Raw genomic sequence first — 17,106 nt, 5'->3', positions numbered from 1 at the left:
AAAGGCGCACATTTCTGACCTTTCCCTTTTGACTTGTATGAAATCAGTCTCTTATCCCATAGATAAACTGTCCTACTAGTATACCATAAACCCTATGACTAGCGTTTGGAAAACAATAAAAGACCACCTCGAGGGTGGCCGTTTATCAGTTCAAACTATTTTACATTAAGTTCCTTCTGGAAGGCTTCCATAGCTTTGAACTGTTCTAGTTCTTTTTCGTTAGCCGGCTGCTTGCCAAGGTATTTGTATTCAAAAAAATCCATTTGTTGGCCTGAGGTAAACCCACTCTCGAACCAAGGTGCGTAGTCAAATGTAGCAGTCAATTTTGCACCAATAATCTTTATAACACATGTTGTCCATAAAGCCTGCTCTTCATTTTTAAAGATTTCTCTCAATTCCCAAGCTAATTTGAAGGTGCGTCTTTCATTTTCTCTAAATTCTGAATTAGGCAACTTATACTTCTTGGGAATAAAAAGATTATAAATATAGTCACTTTTTCCTTCTTCGTTGAAGAAATAGTAGACTTCTCCACCATCAAAAGTCAGGGTAATATTAATAAAAAGATTTTCCAAGCTACAGGTATAGTCTTATGGACACTCTGAGCAATTTCCATCACTTTCTCATTAATCTGTTTTTCCATATGTTCCTCCGGTTTGGTTTATACATTTAAGGACAAGCATGGGATCTAGACTTCCTAATCCGCCTTGAGTTTTTCTTTACAATAATCAACGATATATTCATTAATCCATTTACTCTTATTTTGGAAGTCTCCGAAATCTCGTTTTGCGATCAAGCCTTCTGCCATTTGAAGTGCTTCTTGGTATTGTTCCCGGTGGATCATTAAAAGCATCCCTATTAGATCATAGCCGGCAATCCTTGGTCCATTCTCAACTGTGTAAGCATAAAAATCTTCAAAACTTGCGAACCCACTAATTAGTTTTATGACTTCTTCATGCACTTCTGAGAGCCCCTCGAAAACCTTGGTTTCAACCTTTTCTAAGTCAAGATTCTCCATCGTCCAGTCTTCTCTAACTACCTTATAGGGTAATGATAAGTCATGAACCGTAAAGGCTCCTACTGCTCGAAGACTCATGGGTTCCTGCGAATTGCTCGCCATATCAAAAACTTCCCAAAAGATATCATCAAAAATATATGGCTTGATATAAGGACGAATGATTAGGCGAAACTTATTATCGGGGAAATTAATATCAATCATGTAATGTACGAAATAGTCTCCTACCTTATCAAAAACATTTTTACTTCTTGATTTAAATTTCAATCGCTTGGCAGCATTACGAACTGCTTGTTTAAGATCTTTTTCCAGTTGTTGATCTATTTTTGAAAATTTCACCATTGAATTACCTCACTAATCTGATTTTATTCTTCTTATCCAAGCAAACTATTTCCCATTATGTTCCTTCTGGAAGGCCTCCATGGCCTTGAACTGTTCTAGTTCTTTTTCGTTTCTTGGTTCAAATCCTAGAGATTGATATCTGAAAAAGTTCATACGAGCAGTTGGTCCAAAATTACTTTTCAACCATGGAGCATAGTCATAGTCGACTGAAAGCTTGTTGTTATCATCTAAATGGATGATACAAATATACCAATCTGCCAAGTCATTTTCAATAAACACTCTTTTCAGATTTTCTGATTTTTTAAATAAAACCTTGTTTTCGCTTAGAACATCCATCATCGATAGACCAAAATCTTCTGGCATTTCCAGATGGTAATGATAGTGATTTTTATACTTAAAATAGAAATAGGCTTCACCACTATAGGTCTTATCCATCTCGATTACAATATACAAATCATCCCACTCTACTGGAATCATATCGTTGGTTTGATGCACGATTTCGATAATTTTTTCATTCATTAGTTCTTCCATTCTATCCTCCGATTTGCTTGGATCTTTTTTTCGTGTTTAGTTTTCCTCATCTGTGAATGGAACTGCATCCTTACTGATAGGTCACCAACATAAAAACGAGGAGCAATACAAACAAGGCTATGCTAATCAAGAGAGTTAAAACTTTCACCAAGCGGTTGTTCTGCCAGTAGCCTGGTTTTCCGATATTGCTAGTCGCATCCATGGAAAAGAGTTGGCTTTGGCGAGGTTGGATGAGAACCAGGACAATTAAGGCGACGGCTAGGATTATTCCTATAAGCATCAAAACTTCCATCATTTTCACCTCAAGATTCCTAATAATGTAAAGATCAGGGTAAGAAGGATGAGCAAGCCGAGTAAAATGGAGAAGGTTTTACTGATCTTTTCTCCTCGGGTAGGCTTTTCTTTCTTAAGCGCTCCTTGCTTTAACTCTTCCATGCGTCCTTCGACATCCTTGTAAAATAAATCTTTTTTAGTCATGTCCTTCCCCTATTATCCTTTCCATCCTCTCTCGGTAAGTAGCCAAGTCCACATAGTTAGCATGACGACCTTGATGCCCAAGGGCTTGCCCCATCTTGTCAAGACTGCTGAGAGCTTCTTGAATCTTCGCAATCATGTCTCCAACAGCCTGCACATCAAAGAGGTGTTCTGGAGCTGTGTAAGGTCTGTTATGAGCTGTCTGATCAAAGGCTAGGATAAGCATATTGTGCTCGAAGGCTTGACGGACAGCATCCAAAAGCTCGTTTCCGTAATTGATGTCTAGATAGAGGTCAGACAGCTGATAGAGTTCTCGAATCTTTTGCGGACTGGCGTTTTGATAGAGAACGACATTGGGATAGGAAAGCAAGGTCAGCAACTTGGACGACATCTCAGTCACTGCTGCGATTCGGAAGGTCACCATTGGCAAGGACTCAATCAGGGTTTCGATATGCTCGATCTGATCTGAGTTGGTAACGATCAAGGCATCTGGTCGAACGAAGTTTTCTCTTTTGAACTGATAATGATAACCTAGATGGACAAACTTGTCATGATAGGCTGGATTGGTCAAGACCAAGGCCTGTTCATAGGTAGCCTTGTCTGGTATGAGGATCTGCTTGGCTCTCAAGTCCTCTTGCTCCAAGAGCAGCTGCATATTTCCAGGAAGACAATCATCTAGTGGTTCTTGCCAGACTAAAATATCCCGTCCACTCTTATCTGGATAATGGTATGAGACCAAGAAAGAGGTGGCGAGTGTGTTAAAGAGAAGGTGGCGAGTGTCGATTCCCAAGTCTTGCAAAAAGAAGATCGTGAACTCCACTCGATTTTTAAAATGGCGCAGGGCTTGTCCGGGCAAGGTTAGGAGGATATCGCCTGTCACATGATTTTCTAGGACAATTTCCTGTCCCTTTGCATCCTGATACTTGGTCAGGATAGTCTGCCCATCTGCACTATAGGTGGTCTTGGCAAAGCAGGCTCCGTATTGGTTATAGTGGTCTGCTTGGTAAATGCGACCGGATAGGTCCTTCCAGTCGACTTGCTTTACCAGACGGGCCTGAGGAGCATCCACATAGTGAATCACGCCCCTCTCCCGAGAATCCTCTAAGATATGCGCCGACTGATTATTTCCCGCAATCTCCCAAAATTCAGGTACGGCTACTTGATTGAAATAAAGAGCTTTTCCCGAATTGTAACCTAGATAGTAGGTAAAGGGAGAAAGAATCCCATCTGGGAGAAAGCCATCTGGCTCGATCACAACTGTGGTGCGGGACAGACCAGCAACTTCTAAACTTTCGTGTAAATCGCGGCTTTCCTGACCATAACGATCAAATAGTTGAATCATGCAGGACCTCCTCTATCGTTTTCTTCCACTTGTCCCTTACCTTATCTGTTAAAAATTCTCTCGCTAGGTCATAAGATGCTGTTCTCATATCTGGCAAATGATTTTCCTGATAGAGCTGGCAGATCTTTTCTGCAAAGGCCCTTTTAATTTCCATTTCAACATGGTCGTCTGAACTTGAAATTAAGTAGCCATTTTGACCGTCCTGTATAAAGGTTTGGTTTCCATAAGGCACATCAAAACCAATCAAGGGCAAGCCTGACCCAACTGCCTCCATCAAAGTCAGACCAAAGCCTTCACTGGTAGAGGCTGTCAGATAGACCTCATACTGGGGATAGATCTGAGATAGGTCTGCATGTCCCTTGAGCTGGATATAGTTCTCCGCCTGGTGAGCCGTGATGATTTCCCTTAAGAGGGATTCTTCACCCCCACTTCCATAAATATCAAAGGTGAGCTCTGGAAGGACTTGATGGGCCTGGATGACTGCCTTGACTAGCCAGTCGATGTGTTTTTCCTTGGCCAAACGAGAAGCGGTAATGAGAGAAAAGGGCTTGCGTTCCCTAGCAGGCTCGGTCAGCTGATCTATGCTCCCAACTGGAATCGTGACGATTCGTGGACGATGCTGACTGTACTGGGCAAATTGATCTTCGAGAACTTCCTTCTGCCGATCCGTGGATACGATAAAGCAATCGACCTTGTCCGCATTTGTAAATTGATACTCATAGTAGTTATTCCAGAGGAGATAGTCTTCGTTACTAGCATTTTCACTATAGTGCTCTGCGTGAACGACAACTGCTAGATGGACCTTTTGTGCTTCTTCAAAAACAGCCTGACCAATCCCTGTTTCCCTATCCAAGATGACCAAATCAGACTTGCTCAAGTTCAAACTTTGCATAAAATAGCGCATAAGGGCTGGCTTTCCATACAGAATCCGGTCCTTAAATCGATAGACCTCTTCCTGTCCTTCAGTCAGCAAGATATCGTAAGCAGTGCTGCCATCTTCATTGAAAAAGGTTCGTTGATAGAGCCTAGCCACCTGGTCTTTGGGCGCGAAATACTCTGTACAGTAGCGTGTGTAGGAGAAATAATCCTTGCGAATCAAGTTCCCCCCAAATACATACTCTGCATGCTGTACTAGATTCTTAGCCGAGTCTACCAAGTAGCAGGTCACAAACTTATCCTCGTCAGAAAAGTAGACACGCAAGATCTTGCCATCCTGCTCCCTATGACTCTCAAGGCCACCGAAAGAGGCCAAGACCTCATCAACTGTAACACTGGTCGGTGCTAGCCTGATATCTGTAAAATGATTGTAAAGCCAGATTACCTGATCATCCGCAAAGCCGATATTGGCCGTTAAATGCTGAATATTGTCCGCTAAAATCAAGTCTGTAAAGATAAACTTAGATGCTAGGTCTAAACTTCTAAAAATCCCTGCTCGGTAGGCCTGGGCATACTCGACACCACTGCTCGCCCAACCGATCCCTAGATTTATATTGTAAATTGTCATATAATCCTCTTTTTATGGAAAATGGGTGAGAATCTCACCTTTGGGCGTTACTTCCACAATCCCCATGAGAAGATTGCGTACCATATCTGTACGGATTTGTTGCTTCATGGTTTCAAAGCCAGCATAGGTCTCCTGATAGTACTCCACGATAGGGTTCTTTTGAGAAGCAGACTGGCTCCCGATTGCTAGACTGAGCTGTTGCAGGTAGTCGACTTGCTCAACCCAGTTGTCATCAATAGCCTTGAGCATGGATATTCTCAGAAAAGAGTCATAGAGTTGGTGAGGTTGGAGGACTTCCTTTTTGGCTGCGATTTCCTTGGCTATTATTTCCTCTAGTAACTCCCGAATCTGATCTGCATCAGCTAAATCCAAATCAGCTGGTAATTCTCTCATCCCAAAGCTAATATTGGTCACGATGAAGTGAAAGAGCTCTTGGGGACTGCTATAAGCTTTTTCTGAGATTTGTTTGGTATAGTCTGCCAGTATATCCTCAAGGATATGCTCTAAATCACGGCTCCCATCCAGCAAACAATCTCTTTCTTGGTAGACCATCTGACGCTGGATATTGACGCTTTCCGCATACTCTAAGGTTTGTCTGCGCGCTGAGCGACTGGCACTATCACTAGCCTCTTGGGCTTTTCTGACGAGATTGCGGTACTTGCGAGCCTTGAGTAGGATAGGTTTGCTGATATCTTCCACTTGGTAGTCTTGATACAGGTCGTGAACCCAAGACGGTCCGAACTTTTTGATCACATCATCTTCAAGCGACACGAAAAATTGAGACATGCCTGGATCGCCCTGGCGGCCAGAACGACCTCTGATTTGCAGGTCAATCCGTCGGCTCTCCATCCGCTCGGTACCAATCACAATCAAACCGCCCAATTCGGCAACACCTGGACCGAGTTTGATATCTGTCCCGCGACCTGCCATAGAAGTCGCAACGGTCACTGCCCCCATCTGTCCAGACTCTGCGATGATCTGGGCTTCACGCGCCGCATGATTGGCATTGAGGACATTGTGGGAAATCCCCTCTCGCAAGAGCAAGGACGAATACAGCTGAGACATTTCAACAGATCCGACAAAGATCAAGAGTGGATTGCCTTTGGCGTGATAGGTCTTGATTGCTTCCAGAGAAGCATACACTTTCTCAGGGAGGGTCACATAGAGATTATCCGGATGGTCCATTCGCCTAAGTGGGCGATTGGTCGGAATGCGAATGACAGCCATATTGTAGGTTTCGAAAAATTCTCTCTCTGCCACCTTTCCCGTTCCTGTCATACCTGAGATTTTGCGAAACATTTTAAAGAGACTCTGGTAGGTGATTGAAGCCATGGCTCTGGTCTCAGGAGAGAGCTTCACATGTTCCTTGGCTTCGATGGCTTGGTGGAGACCGCCTTGAAGTTTAGTCATTTCCATCAGGCGACCTGTTCCCTTGTCTAACAAGACCATTTCTTGCCCTCGAACCAGGTAGTCCTTGTCCTTGGTAAAGAGTGTATGGGCTCTGAGAGCATAGACTAGATGTCGAACATAACTGGCGTACTCTTCCTTGTAGAGATGGTCGATTCCTAAGAAAGCTTCAACCGTCTGGGCCCCCTTTCGGGTCAACCAAACTTGGTCTTTTTCTTCCTTGTAGATGTAGTCTTCTCCCTGGACCAAGGTCGTCACTAGGGTATCAATCATCCCATAATAGTTAGACTGGACGCGGGGAGAACCTGCGATAATCAAGGGAGTTTGGGCACTATCGAGTAGAATGTCATCGATCTCATCAATGATGACATAGTTAAAGGGAGGCAGGAATTTCCCTTCACGAGTGGAGGCAAGATTGTCATTGAGATAGTCAAATCCCAGTACACTATTGGTCGTATAGACGATGTCTGAGGTGTAGATCTTTCTTTTCTCTTCGGCAGTCAAGTCCTCTTTTGGATCCTCTGAAAAGGGCAGACCGACAGTTAGACCTAAAAATTGGTAGACTGGGCCCATTTCACTTGCGTCCCGTCTAGCCAGATAGTCATTGGTCGTGACCAGCATGCTGCCTTTTCCCGTTAGGGCATTGAGGTAGAGGGGCATGGTTGCAGTCAAGGTCTTGCCCTCACCCGTATTCATCTCAGCCACATTTCCTTGGTGGATCACAATGGCTCCCATGACTTGCACATCATAGGGAAAGAGACCCAAGACCCGTTTATCGGTCTCACGGACAAGGGCATAGGCTTCTACCAATAGCTCATCCAAGGTTTCTCCCTGAGCAAGGCGCTGGCGAAACTCCTCTGTTTTGGCAGCCATTTCCTCATTACTGAGGGCAGCCATCTCTTCTTTGAGGGCATTGATTTGGCTTAAAAGTTTCTTGACCTTTCTCAGTTGTCTTTCTTGATACAAACGATTAAACACCAGCATCCTCCTCAATAGAAAACGAAACAAAGTCAAGAGTCTCAAAACCTGCACTAATCAAGGAAAGGCGGTAGGTGTAGGCCGCTTCAGGATAGGTGAAGCTAAAAGAAAATTGTCTTTCAATCTTCTCCTCGATGATTTCCTCATAACGGTTTAAAAAAGTCAGTTTGAGATAGAGGCCATTGGCCGGTTGAACCCGCATCTTCATGGATAAGCGGTAGGTATGATTTTTCTTAAGAAGAGGGAGGCTGGGCTGGCTTCTAGTAGCCTGATAGTTGACACTAGAAAACCATGTTTTAAGGGTTTCACCTGAAGCCAGCAAAGGATTTTTCAGGGTAACGTGACCATCTGCATGATAGGTGATCTGGCTCCCATAAAGATAAGTAGCTCCCATCTCGCCCCACCTAATATCCTCTCTCTTGATGATAATCATGTCTCACCTCTTCCGTATTCTTCTAGTATCATCTTGTAAAAATGAATAAACCAGGCAACGTTTGTCTCTGTATCATCATTGTGTCGACCTGCTGTCCCTTTTGACAAGATCTTGGCTCCTGTCTGGCAAAGTGTCTCCACTAGCTGGTCATAGGCACCACTATCCATATCCTCGTCCTTCATGTAAGAAAGACCAAAGGTCGTCTGGGAAAAATCAGCTTGTTCAAATCGGGTCCAAAAACGTTGATCCAATTCCTTCATGTCTTTCTGGCTCACTCCTCCTGTCTGAAGGTGCAAAACATCAAAGCTGGTCGGGAAAACTCCTGGTGCCTCCAGTCGACCCCGCCGTGCGATGGTTCCTAGATTGGTCAAGGGTTTTCCGACTACAATTCCTTTGGGCTCAAAGTGAGAGCCATAATAGAGGGCTGGGAAGGTTCCCATTGACAGCCCAGATAGGATCAAGTCACTTCTATCCAAACCTAGATAGTCTAGATAGTGTTGGATGGTTGCTTGTATGCTGTCTTCCAACTCCTCAGTTCCTAGGTAAAAGGCTCCTCCTTCTAATCGAGGGTCCGAAAAGAGGAGAAAGGGGCATTGGAGATTCTTCATCATCCAGTAACCCTCAAAACCTTCCGCCGGACGGTAACCTGAGAAATAGACTGCTAGAGGTGGCTTGAAATCTCCCGGGTGAAAGAAATAGTTGATTTCCTCACGTTTTTTGTCATGTAGGATATTGCCTCCGAGAACAAATTTTCCAAACTGTTTCCGGCTCCAGCGTTGGTGGAGATTGCCGATGTTGACCTTTCCCTGACCACGCGCTTCAAGAGAAATACTCAGATAAGCGTCATAGTCTTGCTCCACGATGATTGCTGAGGCAAAGTCTGCTTCCTCAAGGAGAATGTCCTGTCTAATCTCTGAAACGGACCCTGCTGGGATTTTTCGCAAACGCAGGCGCAAGTCCACTGGTCCACTCTTTTCATATTCGAGCCAGAGTTCGATTGGCGAATGGGCTTGGACAGTCTGATTATAGGCCCAAGAGGCTAGCTGGGTATAGGTCTTGCCAAAGTCCCCTTCTAATTCCAGATGCTCAAATCCTTGATAGGAGACAGAGCCTTGGAAACTCGGGTGAATCCGTATCGTAGCTGGACTCAGCTTGTCTCCATAACCACCTTCAAAGAGGGAGGTGGAGAGGTCTCGAACAAAACCCTGTCGGTCTGACAGGTCCATCGCCTGCATACAGTGCTGTTTGATGAGATTTTGAAGACCTTCATCCTGGCTTGCAAACTGTTCTGGATAGAAAACCGTATAGGGTTCCAAGCTAGATGCAAAAGGCAACAAATCTACTAGATAAGCCCCATCCGTAAGAATGACAGCATGAAAGTGCTCCAAATTTTTCTCATCCATAATTTTCTGGATGGCAGACGGTGTGTTAGGAGGAACATGATACCAGTCTAGTTGGGCTGGTAGGGCAAGTGTATCTCGCCAATCCTCTGGACCGATTTGCAAGATCTTATATTTCTTTTCCATGAGTCACCTCCTCCAACCACTTTTCTAGCTTGATTAGGAATTGCTCGCCAGTGTGTTCCTTTATCTTTTCAATGGAATGGATCAGAGCATCATTCCACACCTGCAGGCTATCGAGATAGTAATGGGCAGCTTGCGCAAAATCAGCAGTGTTTTCCAACAGATAGCCATTCTTCTGATGGCTGACATACTCAGTTTTGACCCTATTAATTTGAGGGATACCAGCACTAATCCCCGCTATCTGGGTATAAAGAAGAGGTTGACTGTTCAAATCGACAATCAAACGAACAAATTCCAGCTGCTTGATTAACTCCGATTCATCCTTCATATTGACAAACGAATAGCGCTTGCTCTGATGGCGATTGTCCTCAAGCGGATTTTCAGCGCCTTGGTAATCAACTTCCTTTTCCAGTTCCTGGTCCTGAAACTGCTCTGCAACCATCTCAGAAACACGTGTTTCCAGCTGTTTCATTTCTTCTTGACTAGCAGCAAAGGCTCCAAAGACCAACTCCGTATCCTTGTTTTCAGAAAGGAAATGCAAGACCTGATAGAGCGCTTGGTCCTCTATCCCCTGCTCAAAGTCCAGTTGATAGTAGAGGATTGACTCCTTCCGAGTCTGACTCTTTCCTAGCTCCAAGCGGGTATCAAAAGGTGATAAATGACGAAACTTCGTTGCTTGTTCTGAAAAGGCAGACTGAGCCAAGCGCAAGGTGTCCTCTCTGTCGACTAGAACAAGGTCCACCTTAGACAACAAATTCGCCAACTGAGGTAATTGCTCTTGAGGATTTCGTCCGATAAAAAGACTGAGAACCTTAGTGGTTTGGTGAGGCAATCGTTCTAAAAGGAAGTCATTGTGCTGATCACAAGCAGGCAGAAAACAGGTCGCTCCTTCCTCAGGGAGTTGAGCTATTTTCTTCTCAAAAAACTCCGAAATCAATTCCCCCATATCTCGGTAAGCCTCTTTTTGGAAGCGAAAAGCAAAGATAGGATTGACCTCGATACGGCCCCCATCTTGCAAATGCTCTCTAAACTGCCACAGTCCCTTGGGATTGAGGTAGTCTTGGCAGAGAGCCTGACCCTCTTCGTAGTAAATCACACTGGAAACCAGGCCCCGATCATCCATCAGGTAGTTGACAGACAATAGCCCATCTTCCTTGAAATACTGAATCGTACTGATAAAACCTTCAATCCCATGCTCTACCTGGGCATAGGGCTTGCCATCCTTCAGCACCAGAATAGTAAAGGGACTGTAAACAAACTCGCAGTCCTCTTCCCACTCAATATCTCTGAGCTGCAAGACCTGTGGTCGAATCTCATGAAAATCCTGCAATTCATCAAATAAGGAATAAACCTGTGCTTCTAAAATACCTTGGCGATGGAGAAAATAGCGTAGATGAGGCTGATAGGACAAAAGGAGGACCTGTGCAGGAATCCCTTGGCGTTGCATCAGACGAATCTGATTAAAGGTGTCATCAAATTCTAGCTTAAAATGAGAAAAATACCAGGGTGTCAAATCAGCATGCCAGGGACGCTCCTTGCCATACCAGGCTGGGATAAAGTAATACATCAAAACCTCCTAGAATAGTGGCCGATACCTTTCATTTAGTCGGAGCGCTTGCAATTCGTCGTGAATTGTAAATAGCATACCACTCAAAATTAAAAAGAGTCCAGGAATCATGCTGACTTTGAACAGACTCTCATCCTTCAAGACAAACAAGATTGGAAGTCCAGCCAAGGTAACGTTAAAGACTGCACCTATCAGAGCAAATCGAAGAACCAAGCGATTGATAAAGCGACTGGTATCCTCACCAGGATAGACCCCGTAGATATAATCTCCTGATTGCTTCATCCGATCTGCGATCTGTTGACCACTCACATTGACAAAGGCAAAGGCAATGCTAAAGACAAAGAGGATAAGGATATAAGCATAGATCCACAAGGGTTTCCCCATCGCATACTGCTCCAGTAGGGCAGGGTAGAGCGGATTGCCCTTATCCAGATGTTGAAGCAAGAGCAAGAGATAAGAAGGCATGCCCATGAGACTCATCACATACATATAAGGCATGCCACCTGCAGGATTGAGCATGATTTCCAGATAAGAATAGCGTTTAAAGCGAGAATGGAGCCCGATTTTATTGATAGGAATGCGGTATCTAGCTCGGTAAAAGAGAACAACTAGATAGGTAAAGAGGACACCAAGCACTACCAATAGGAAAAGCAGCCAAGGAGAGATCTTATGAACTTGGACCGATTGGATGATGTCCTGAGGGAGTGAAGCCACCATACTCGCCAATAAAATGACGATTGGGCCTCCAACTCCGATAGACGCATTGATGTCAGACAGCCAAACTAAGAAGAAGGTCCCCGCAACCAAAAGGCTGGTATTGAGGAGAAAGACCAAGAAGGGATTGTAGGGAGCTTGGACAGGAAGGTTTGTAGTCAAGGCCAAGGCCTGAATCAAGGCAATCCCTAACGTCAAGTACATTTTCCGTCTATCCCGGACTTCTGAAGACACCGAGTTTAAGCCCAGTTTCTTTGAAAAGGAAAACATCTGCCACAAGATCATAGCTGACATCCAAGGTGAAAGCCCGATGGAGAAGAGAGAGAGGCTGCGAAGATTTCCACCAGTTAGGGCTACTGAAAAGTCCAGATAGGCTGCGCTTCCTCCGAGAAAATCCCGACTATTGAGATCAACAAAAGGAAGAGCCAGACGACTCCCGAGCACATAAATAAAGAGCAAAAACAGGGTGCGCATCCCTTTTTTTACCGCTATCGATGAACGAAATTCTTTCACTGACTCCTCCTTTTCTTTTTATCTTTCTGTCCTGTCACACGAGGCCAATCCAGCCTTTTTATCTTAGCATCTTCAAATCTCTATCTCAGTTTTCGTGAGTTTTATCATCCAGATAAGCCTTCAAAGTAGCCACCATTTCTTCTGGTCTTTCTGCTGAGAAAATACCTGCATAGGCACTTTCAGGCAGTTCCCGCGACTGGGTATTGTCAAAAGTCAAGATCGGTTTCTCAAAGCGTGAAACATAGTCATAAACAACACTCAACTTGTCATCGTGGTTAATATCAAGATAGACATCTGTCTGCTGGATCAATTTCTCGACCAAGAGGGGGAAGGTGTTGGGATAGAGGGTCACATTTTCAAAACGTGACAAGAGCATGAGTTCCGGTGCCATCGTTGTATAGGCTGCAATGTAGAAATGCACCTCTGGCAGGGCTTGAACCAGATAGTCGATTTTCTCAAGATGCCAAGAATTGGTCAAATTAACACAAGTCATAGCTGGCTGATAGACTGTGACTGGATAGTCAATTCCAGCCTGACGCCATTTTTCAGTAATGGCCGACCACTCCATCAGATGATAGTGCCACCAAACCTCACGCAAACGCCCAACCGAATGAGTGTTCCAAGGTTTGTCTTGAGAAAGGAAATGCAAGATGGCTGGCAGGGGCTCTAGGGGAATCTGGAAGATGAACTCATGTCCATGTGAGGCAGCCCCACTATCAAAACCAATCTGGAAATTATAGTTCTGATCCAGAGGAGCATAGCTGTCATGAAAGAGCATATTGAGGATGGACTGGTCTCCTTCACTCACATGTTGGTGTTCCCGCTCCGTCAACTCAACTAGCTCTTGTCTCACAGATTCTGCCCGCCATTTTTTGTTATTGATCAAGAGTACACCTGCATTAAAACCAACCCCAACTCCAAAACAAGATGGCGCGGCAGCCAGGTAGTTTTCTCCTAAGTCCATTTCAAAGAGAGCCGTCAAATCAGCTGTCACTACCAAATCACTGTCCAAGTAAAGAACCTTGTCCTCTTCGACAAAATCAGGAATAAAGTAACGGGCAAAGGTCATATGATTGATATGGGGCAGTTTGTTGCTCCAGTTCATCTGAAACTGGGCGCCAAGCATCTTGACATCCACTAATTCACCGCCCATTTGCTCTACTATCGGTCTGAGAGCGCGGAACCACTCCTGAGGAATATCCTGATTAAAGATATAGACCTTGACATGGCTATTATGGTAGCAGAGAGACTTGAGCGCTGTTTCAATCTGGCGAATATAGGCATAATCTCCTGCGAGAACAATTGTTTTTTTCATTTAGTTTCCTTCAGTTTACAACGACTGCTTCTTTGATTCCAAAAGCGTGCGGATAGACTCGATCATTTGATCTACGGCTGCTGGTGAGTATACGTGACTGTAACCACTCGAGTCATGACTAGTGGTTTCAAAAGCAAATATAGGGATTTCTCTTTGCTGCACTTCTTGGATAATGTTTGCAATTTCATCCTCATGATTGATATCCAAGTAAAAGTCAATCTTTTCCAAGACTTTTTTGACATTCATGGGATTAAAGTAAGGATAGAGGCGTACATTCAGATGCGATTGCAAGTTCATGATTTCCGGCGCAAAATTGGTATGAGCTAGGATAGAGAACTCAACATCTGGCAGTTCTTGGATCAGGTGTTCGATTTGCTCTATGTGACACGTATTGGTAAAAATAGCGGTCGCATACTGGGGAGCTTGAACTAAAGATGCCAATCCTTTATGGAAATCACATTTTTTCATGACGATATCAGACCACTCTAGTCCGTAGTAAAACCACCAGTCCTCCCTAAAACGATTGAGGTTGATTTGGTACCAAGGCTTGTCCCCAGTATAATGGATAATCTTGGCTGTCTTTTCAGTAGCAAGAGAATCCCTATACCAAGAATCCATCTGGTAATTTCGAGCCACTGTATCCATACCAACCATAAAATTATAGGTAGCTGGCAGCGATTTCCAACGACCTTCAAAAAGGTGATTTAACACGCCCTGATCACCAAAAACTTGGTCATGCAGTTGGTCTGTCAAGCTCAACAAGTGCTCCGTCACCTTTTCTTGACGCCAGAGGGCCACATTAATCAGCAAGACACCAGAATTAAAAGTGCTAGGAACTAGAGCATCTGCTACAGCAGCTACCGGCCAGTCCACCATATCTTCTAAAAAGAGTTGATCTAGGTTTGATCTAACGATGATATCCGAATCCAGGTACAAGGCTAGGTCTTCGCTGACATACTGAGGAATAAAATAACGAAAGTAAGCCGCGTAACTTAGATGAGCCAAGGGAAGATGATACTCCTTTAAGCCATGATGACTAATCTTGACATTGACGATTTTTGAGGCTAGAGGTTCTAAACGTCTCTCCATGAGCTGAAACCATTCTGATGGCAAATCATCATTGAAAACATAAAAAGTCACCGCTCGGTTATGGGCGCAGATTGACTTGATTGTTGTCTCAATCTTGTCCATATAAGCATTATCACCACCGAGTACAATGGCTTTTTGAAGCTCTTTTTTCATTTCGTCCCCTTTTCTTTTCACATTCTTTTGGCTACTTTTCTACTACTATAGTTCTGATTTTTTCGATGATTATCTCACCTTCCTATTATACCTTTTCCCCTAGTTTATTTCAAACTCAAAAGAGGATTTCCCCCTTCTCACATATAGAAAAAACCTTTGAAAAATCATGTTTTCAAAGGTTTTCCATTTCACTATTTATTCATTGATTTTTATATCTTATCAATGACTTTCTTGATCGTCATTCTGACTCTTCTTGGCAAGAAGACCGATACCTGTCACAGCTGTCAATGCTCCCAACAAAGCAGACGCTACCGAAGTCGACGCTCCTGTATTTGGCAAGGCTTGTTTCGGCTTGCTTGAAGCGGATTGACCTTGGCTTGCAATGTTTGCCATTGAGAGAGAGGTGCTTGTTAAAGTAGATGCCAGAGTACTTGCTGATGCAGAACTACTAATAGAATCTGAAGTCGAGAGACTAGTGCTAATCGACGTTGACTCGCTCACTGACATACTTGCTGAAATCGAAGCACTTTCTAGAGTCGATTCACTGGCGAACATGCTAGCTGAGAGTGATGCGCTCGTTGAAGTAGATTCGCTCAATGAAGTACTTGCTGAAATCGAAGCACTCTCCAACGCCAACTCGGCTCCTAGCATACTTGCAGAAGTTGAAGTACTTGTTGAAGCGGATTCGCTGGCGCTCACTGACACAGATTGGCTTGAGCTTACCGAGGCAGACTGGCTAGCGCTCGCTGAAGCGGACTGGCTGGCACTTACTGAAGCAGATTGACTAGCACTTGCTGATGCTGACTCACTTGCGCTGGCTGAAGCTGATCGACTTGCACTTGCAGATGCAGATTCACTTGTGCTCGCTGAGGCAGACTGACTTGAGCTTATAGATGCCGATTGGTTCGCACTCGCTGAAGCCGATTGACTAGCGCTGGCTGAGGCAGATTCACTTGCGCTCGCTGAGGCAGATTGACTTGCACTCACTGACGCTGACTGGCTAACGCTCGCTGAGGCAGATTGGCTCGCACTTGCTGATGCTGACTCACTTGCGCTTACTGATGCGGATTGGCTGGCGCTCACTGAGGCGGATTCACTTGCGCTCGCTGATGCTGACTCACTTGCACTCAATGATGCAGATTGGCTTGAGCTCACCGATACAGATTGGCTCGAGCTCGCTGAAGCGGATTGACTCGAGCTTACTGACGCGGATTGGCTCGAACTTGCTGAGGCTGATTGGCTTGAGCTGACTGAGGCTGATTGACTAGAGCTTACCGATGCAGATTCGCTTGAACTTACTGAGGCTGATTGACTAGCGCTGGCTGAAGCAGACTGACTTGCGCTCACTGAAGCTGACTGGCTGGAGCTCGCTGAGGCTGATTGGCTCGAGCTTGCAGATGCTGACTGGCTCGCACTCACTGAAGCTGATTGGCTCGAACTTGCTGAAGCTGATTCACTTGAGCTGACTGACGCTGATTGACTCGAACTTGCAGATGCAGATTGACTCGAGCTGACTGAAGCAGACTGACTTGCGCTGGCTGAGGCAGATTCACTTGCGCTGGCTGAGGCAGATTCACTTGCACTTGCAGATGCTGATTGACTAGCACTTACCGATGCTGACTCACTCGCACTTACCGATGCTGACTGGCTGGAGCTTACAGACGCTGACTCACTCGCACTTACTGATGCGGATTGACTAGCGCTTACGGAAGCAGATTCACTTGCGCTCACTGAAGCGGATTGGCTTGAGCTTACTGACGCTGACTGGCTCGCACTCACTGAAGCCGATTGACTTGAGCTAACCGATACAGATTGGCTCGAACTTACTGATGCAGACTGACTAGCGCTTACTGATGCAGATTGGCTTGAGCTTATAGATACTGATTGACTAGCGCTGGCTGAGGCTGATTGACTAGAGCTTACCGATGCAGACTGGCTAGCGCTCACTGAGGCTGATTGACTAGAGCTTACCGATGCAGATTCGCTTGAACTTACTGAAGCGGATTCGCTGGCGCTTACTGAGGCTGATTGGCTTGAGCTTGCAGATGCCGACTGGCTTGAACTTACAGACGCAGATTGACTAGCACTCGCTGAAGCGGATTCACTTGTGCTTACTGAGGCAGACTGACTTGCACTTACCGAAGCTGACTGGCTTGCACTCAATGATGCAGATTGACTCGAGCTTACTGAGGCAGACTGACTTGCGCTC

14 protein-coding genes and 1 pseudogene are annotated in these 17,106 nt (G+C 44.9%); all 15 read right to left on the bottom strand.

Annotated features, from left to right (window positions below):
* Window positions 1-155: 155 nt before the first annotated feature.
* Window positions 156-640 (bottom strand): annotated as a pseudogene (locus O3652_RS08385) (immunity protein YezG family protein).
* Window positions 641-694: 54 nt separating this feature from the next.
* The gene (locus tag O3652_RS08380; protein ID WP_070568047.1) at window positions 695-1,354 is read right to left on the bottom strand and encodes a hypothetical protein; all 660 of its coding nucleotides are present in this window, start codon (window positions 1,352-1,354) and stop codon (window positions 695-697) included.
* A 45-nt stretch (window positions 1,355-1,399) separates the two neighbouring features.
* Window positions 1,400-1,885 carry an immunity protein YezG family protein gene (locus tag O3652_RS08375; RefSeq protein ID WP_125413718.1) on the bottom strand — a complete coding sequence of 162 codons (486 nt, stop codon included), beginning with the start codon at window positions 1,883-1,885 and terminating at the stop codon, window positions 1,400-1,402.
* A 70-nt stretch (window positions 1,886-1,955) separates the two neighbouring features.
* Window positions 1,956-2,177: an accessory secretory protein Asp5 gene (locus O3652_RS08370; protein ID WP_371590282.1), complete on the bottom strand. Its 222-nt coding sequence runs from the start codon at window positions 2,175-2,177 to the stop codon at window positions 1,956-1,958.
* Between the two features lie 5 nt (window positions 2,178-2,182).
* Window positions 2,183-2,362: an accessory secretory system protein Asp4 gene (gene asp4 / locus O3652_RS08365; RefSeq protein ID WP_000161925.1), complete on the bottom strand. Its 180-nt coding sequence runs from the start codon at window positions 2,360-2,362 to the stop codon at window positions 2,183-2,185.
* Window positions 2,355-3,701: an accessory Sec system glycosylation chaperone GtfB gene (gene gtfB / locus O3652_RS08360; RefSeq protein WP_125413717.1), complete on the bottom strand. Its 1,347-nt coding sequence runs from the start codon at window positions 3,699-3,701 to the stop codon at window positions 2,355-2,357. Before gtfB ends, asp4 begins: the two co-directional genes overlap by 8 nt.
* On the bottom strand, window positions 3,685-5,205 hold the full coding sequence (gtfA, locus tag O3652_RS08355; protein ID WP_125413716.1) for an accessory Sec system glycosyltransferase GtfA: 1,521 nt from the start codon (window positions 5,203-5,205) through the stop codon (window positions 3,685-3,687). The genes gtfB and gtfA overlap by 17 nt, the downstream gene beginning before the upstream one ends.
* Window positions 5,206-5,217: 12 nt before the next feature.
* Window positions 5,218-7,590 (bottom strand): accessory Sec system translocase SecA2, encoded by a 2,373-nt coding sequence (gene secA2 / locus O3652_RS08350; protein ID WP_371590281.1) that lies wholly within the window; start codon window positions 7,588-7,590, stop codon window positions 5,218-5,220.
* Window positions 7,583-8,023 carry an accessory Sec system protein Asp3 gene (gene asp3 / locus O3652_RS08345; protein WP_125413714.1) on the bottom strand — a complete coding sequence of 147 codons (441 nt, stop codon included), beginning with the start codon at window positions 8,021-8,023 and terminating at the stop codon, window positions 7,583-7,585. Before asp3 ends, secA2 begins: the two co-directional genes overlap by 8 nt.
* Entirely contained in the window at window positions 8,020-9,549 is a 1,530-nt protein-coding gene (gene asp2, locus O3652_RS08340) for an accessory Sec system protein Asp2 (protein ID WP_125413713.1), read from the bottom strand. Before asp2 ends, asp3 begins: the two co-directional genes overlap by 4 nt.
* The gene (asp1, locus tag O3652_RS08335; protein WP_125413712.1) at window positions 9,533-11,113 is read right to left on the bottom strand and encodes an accessory Sec system protein Asp1; all 1,581 of its coding nucleotides are present in this window, start codon (window positions 11,111-11,113) and stop codon (window positions 9,533-9,535) included. The genes asp2 and asp1 overlap by 17 nt, the downstream gene beginning before the upstream one ends.
* 9 nt (window positions 11,114-11,122) lie before the next feature.
* The gene (gene secY2, locus O3652_RS08330; RefSeq protein WP_371590280.1) at window positions 11,123-12,340 is read right to left on the bottom strand and encodes an accessory Sec system protein translocase subunit SecY2; all 1,218 of its coding nucleotides are present in this window, start codon (window positions 12,338-12,340) and stop codon (window positions 11,123-11,125) included.
* 85 nt (window positions 12,341-12,425) lie between these two features.
* Entirely contained in the window at window positions 12,426-13,655 is a 1,230-nt protein-coding gene (locus tag O3652_RS08325) for a glycosyltransferase (RefSeq protein ID WP_070696614.1), read from the bottom strand.
* Window positions 13,656-13,670: 15 nt separating this feature from the next.
* Window positions 13,671-14,897, bottom strand: a complete 1,227-nt coding sequence (locus O3652_RS08320; RefSeq protein WP_070696617.1) for a glycosyltransferase — start codon at window positions 14,895-14,897, stop codon at window positions 13,671-13,673.
* A gap of 219 nt (window positions 14,898-15,116) precedes the next feature.
* Window positions 15,117-17,106 (bottom strand): LPXTG cell wall anchor domain-containing protein (locus O3652_RS08315; protein WP_371590279.1); only part of this gene is annotated, 1,990 nt, incomplete at its 5' end.

The sequence above is a fragment of the Streptococcus sp. 27098_8_23 genome (assembly GCF_041432195.1).
Lineage (GTDB): Bacteria > Bacillota > Bacilli > Lactobacillales > Streptococcaceae > Streptococcus.
Note: the sequence above shows the minus strand (reverse complement) of the source record. Positions and strands in the feature narration are given on the sequence as shown.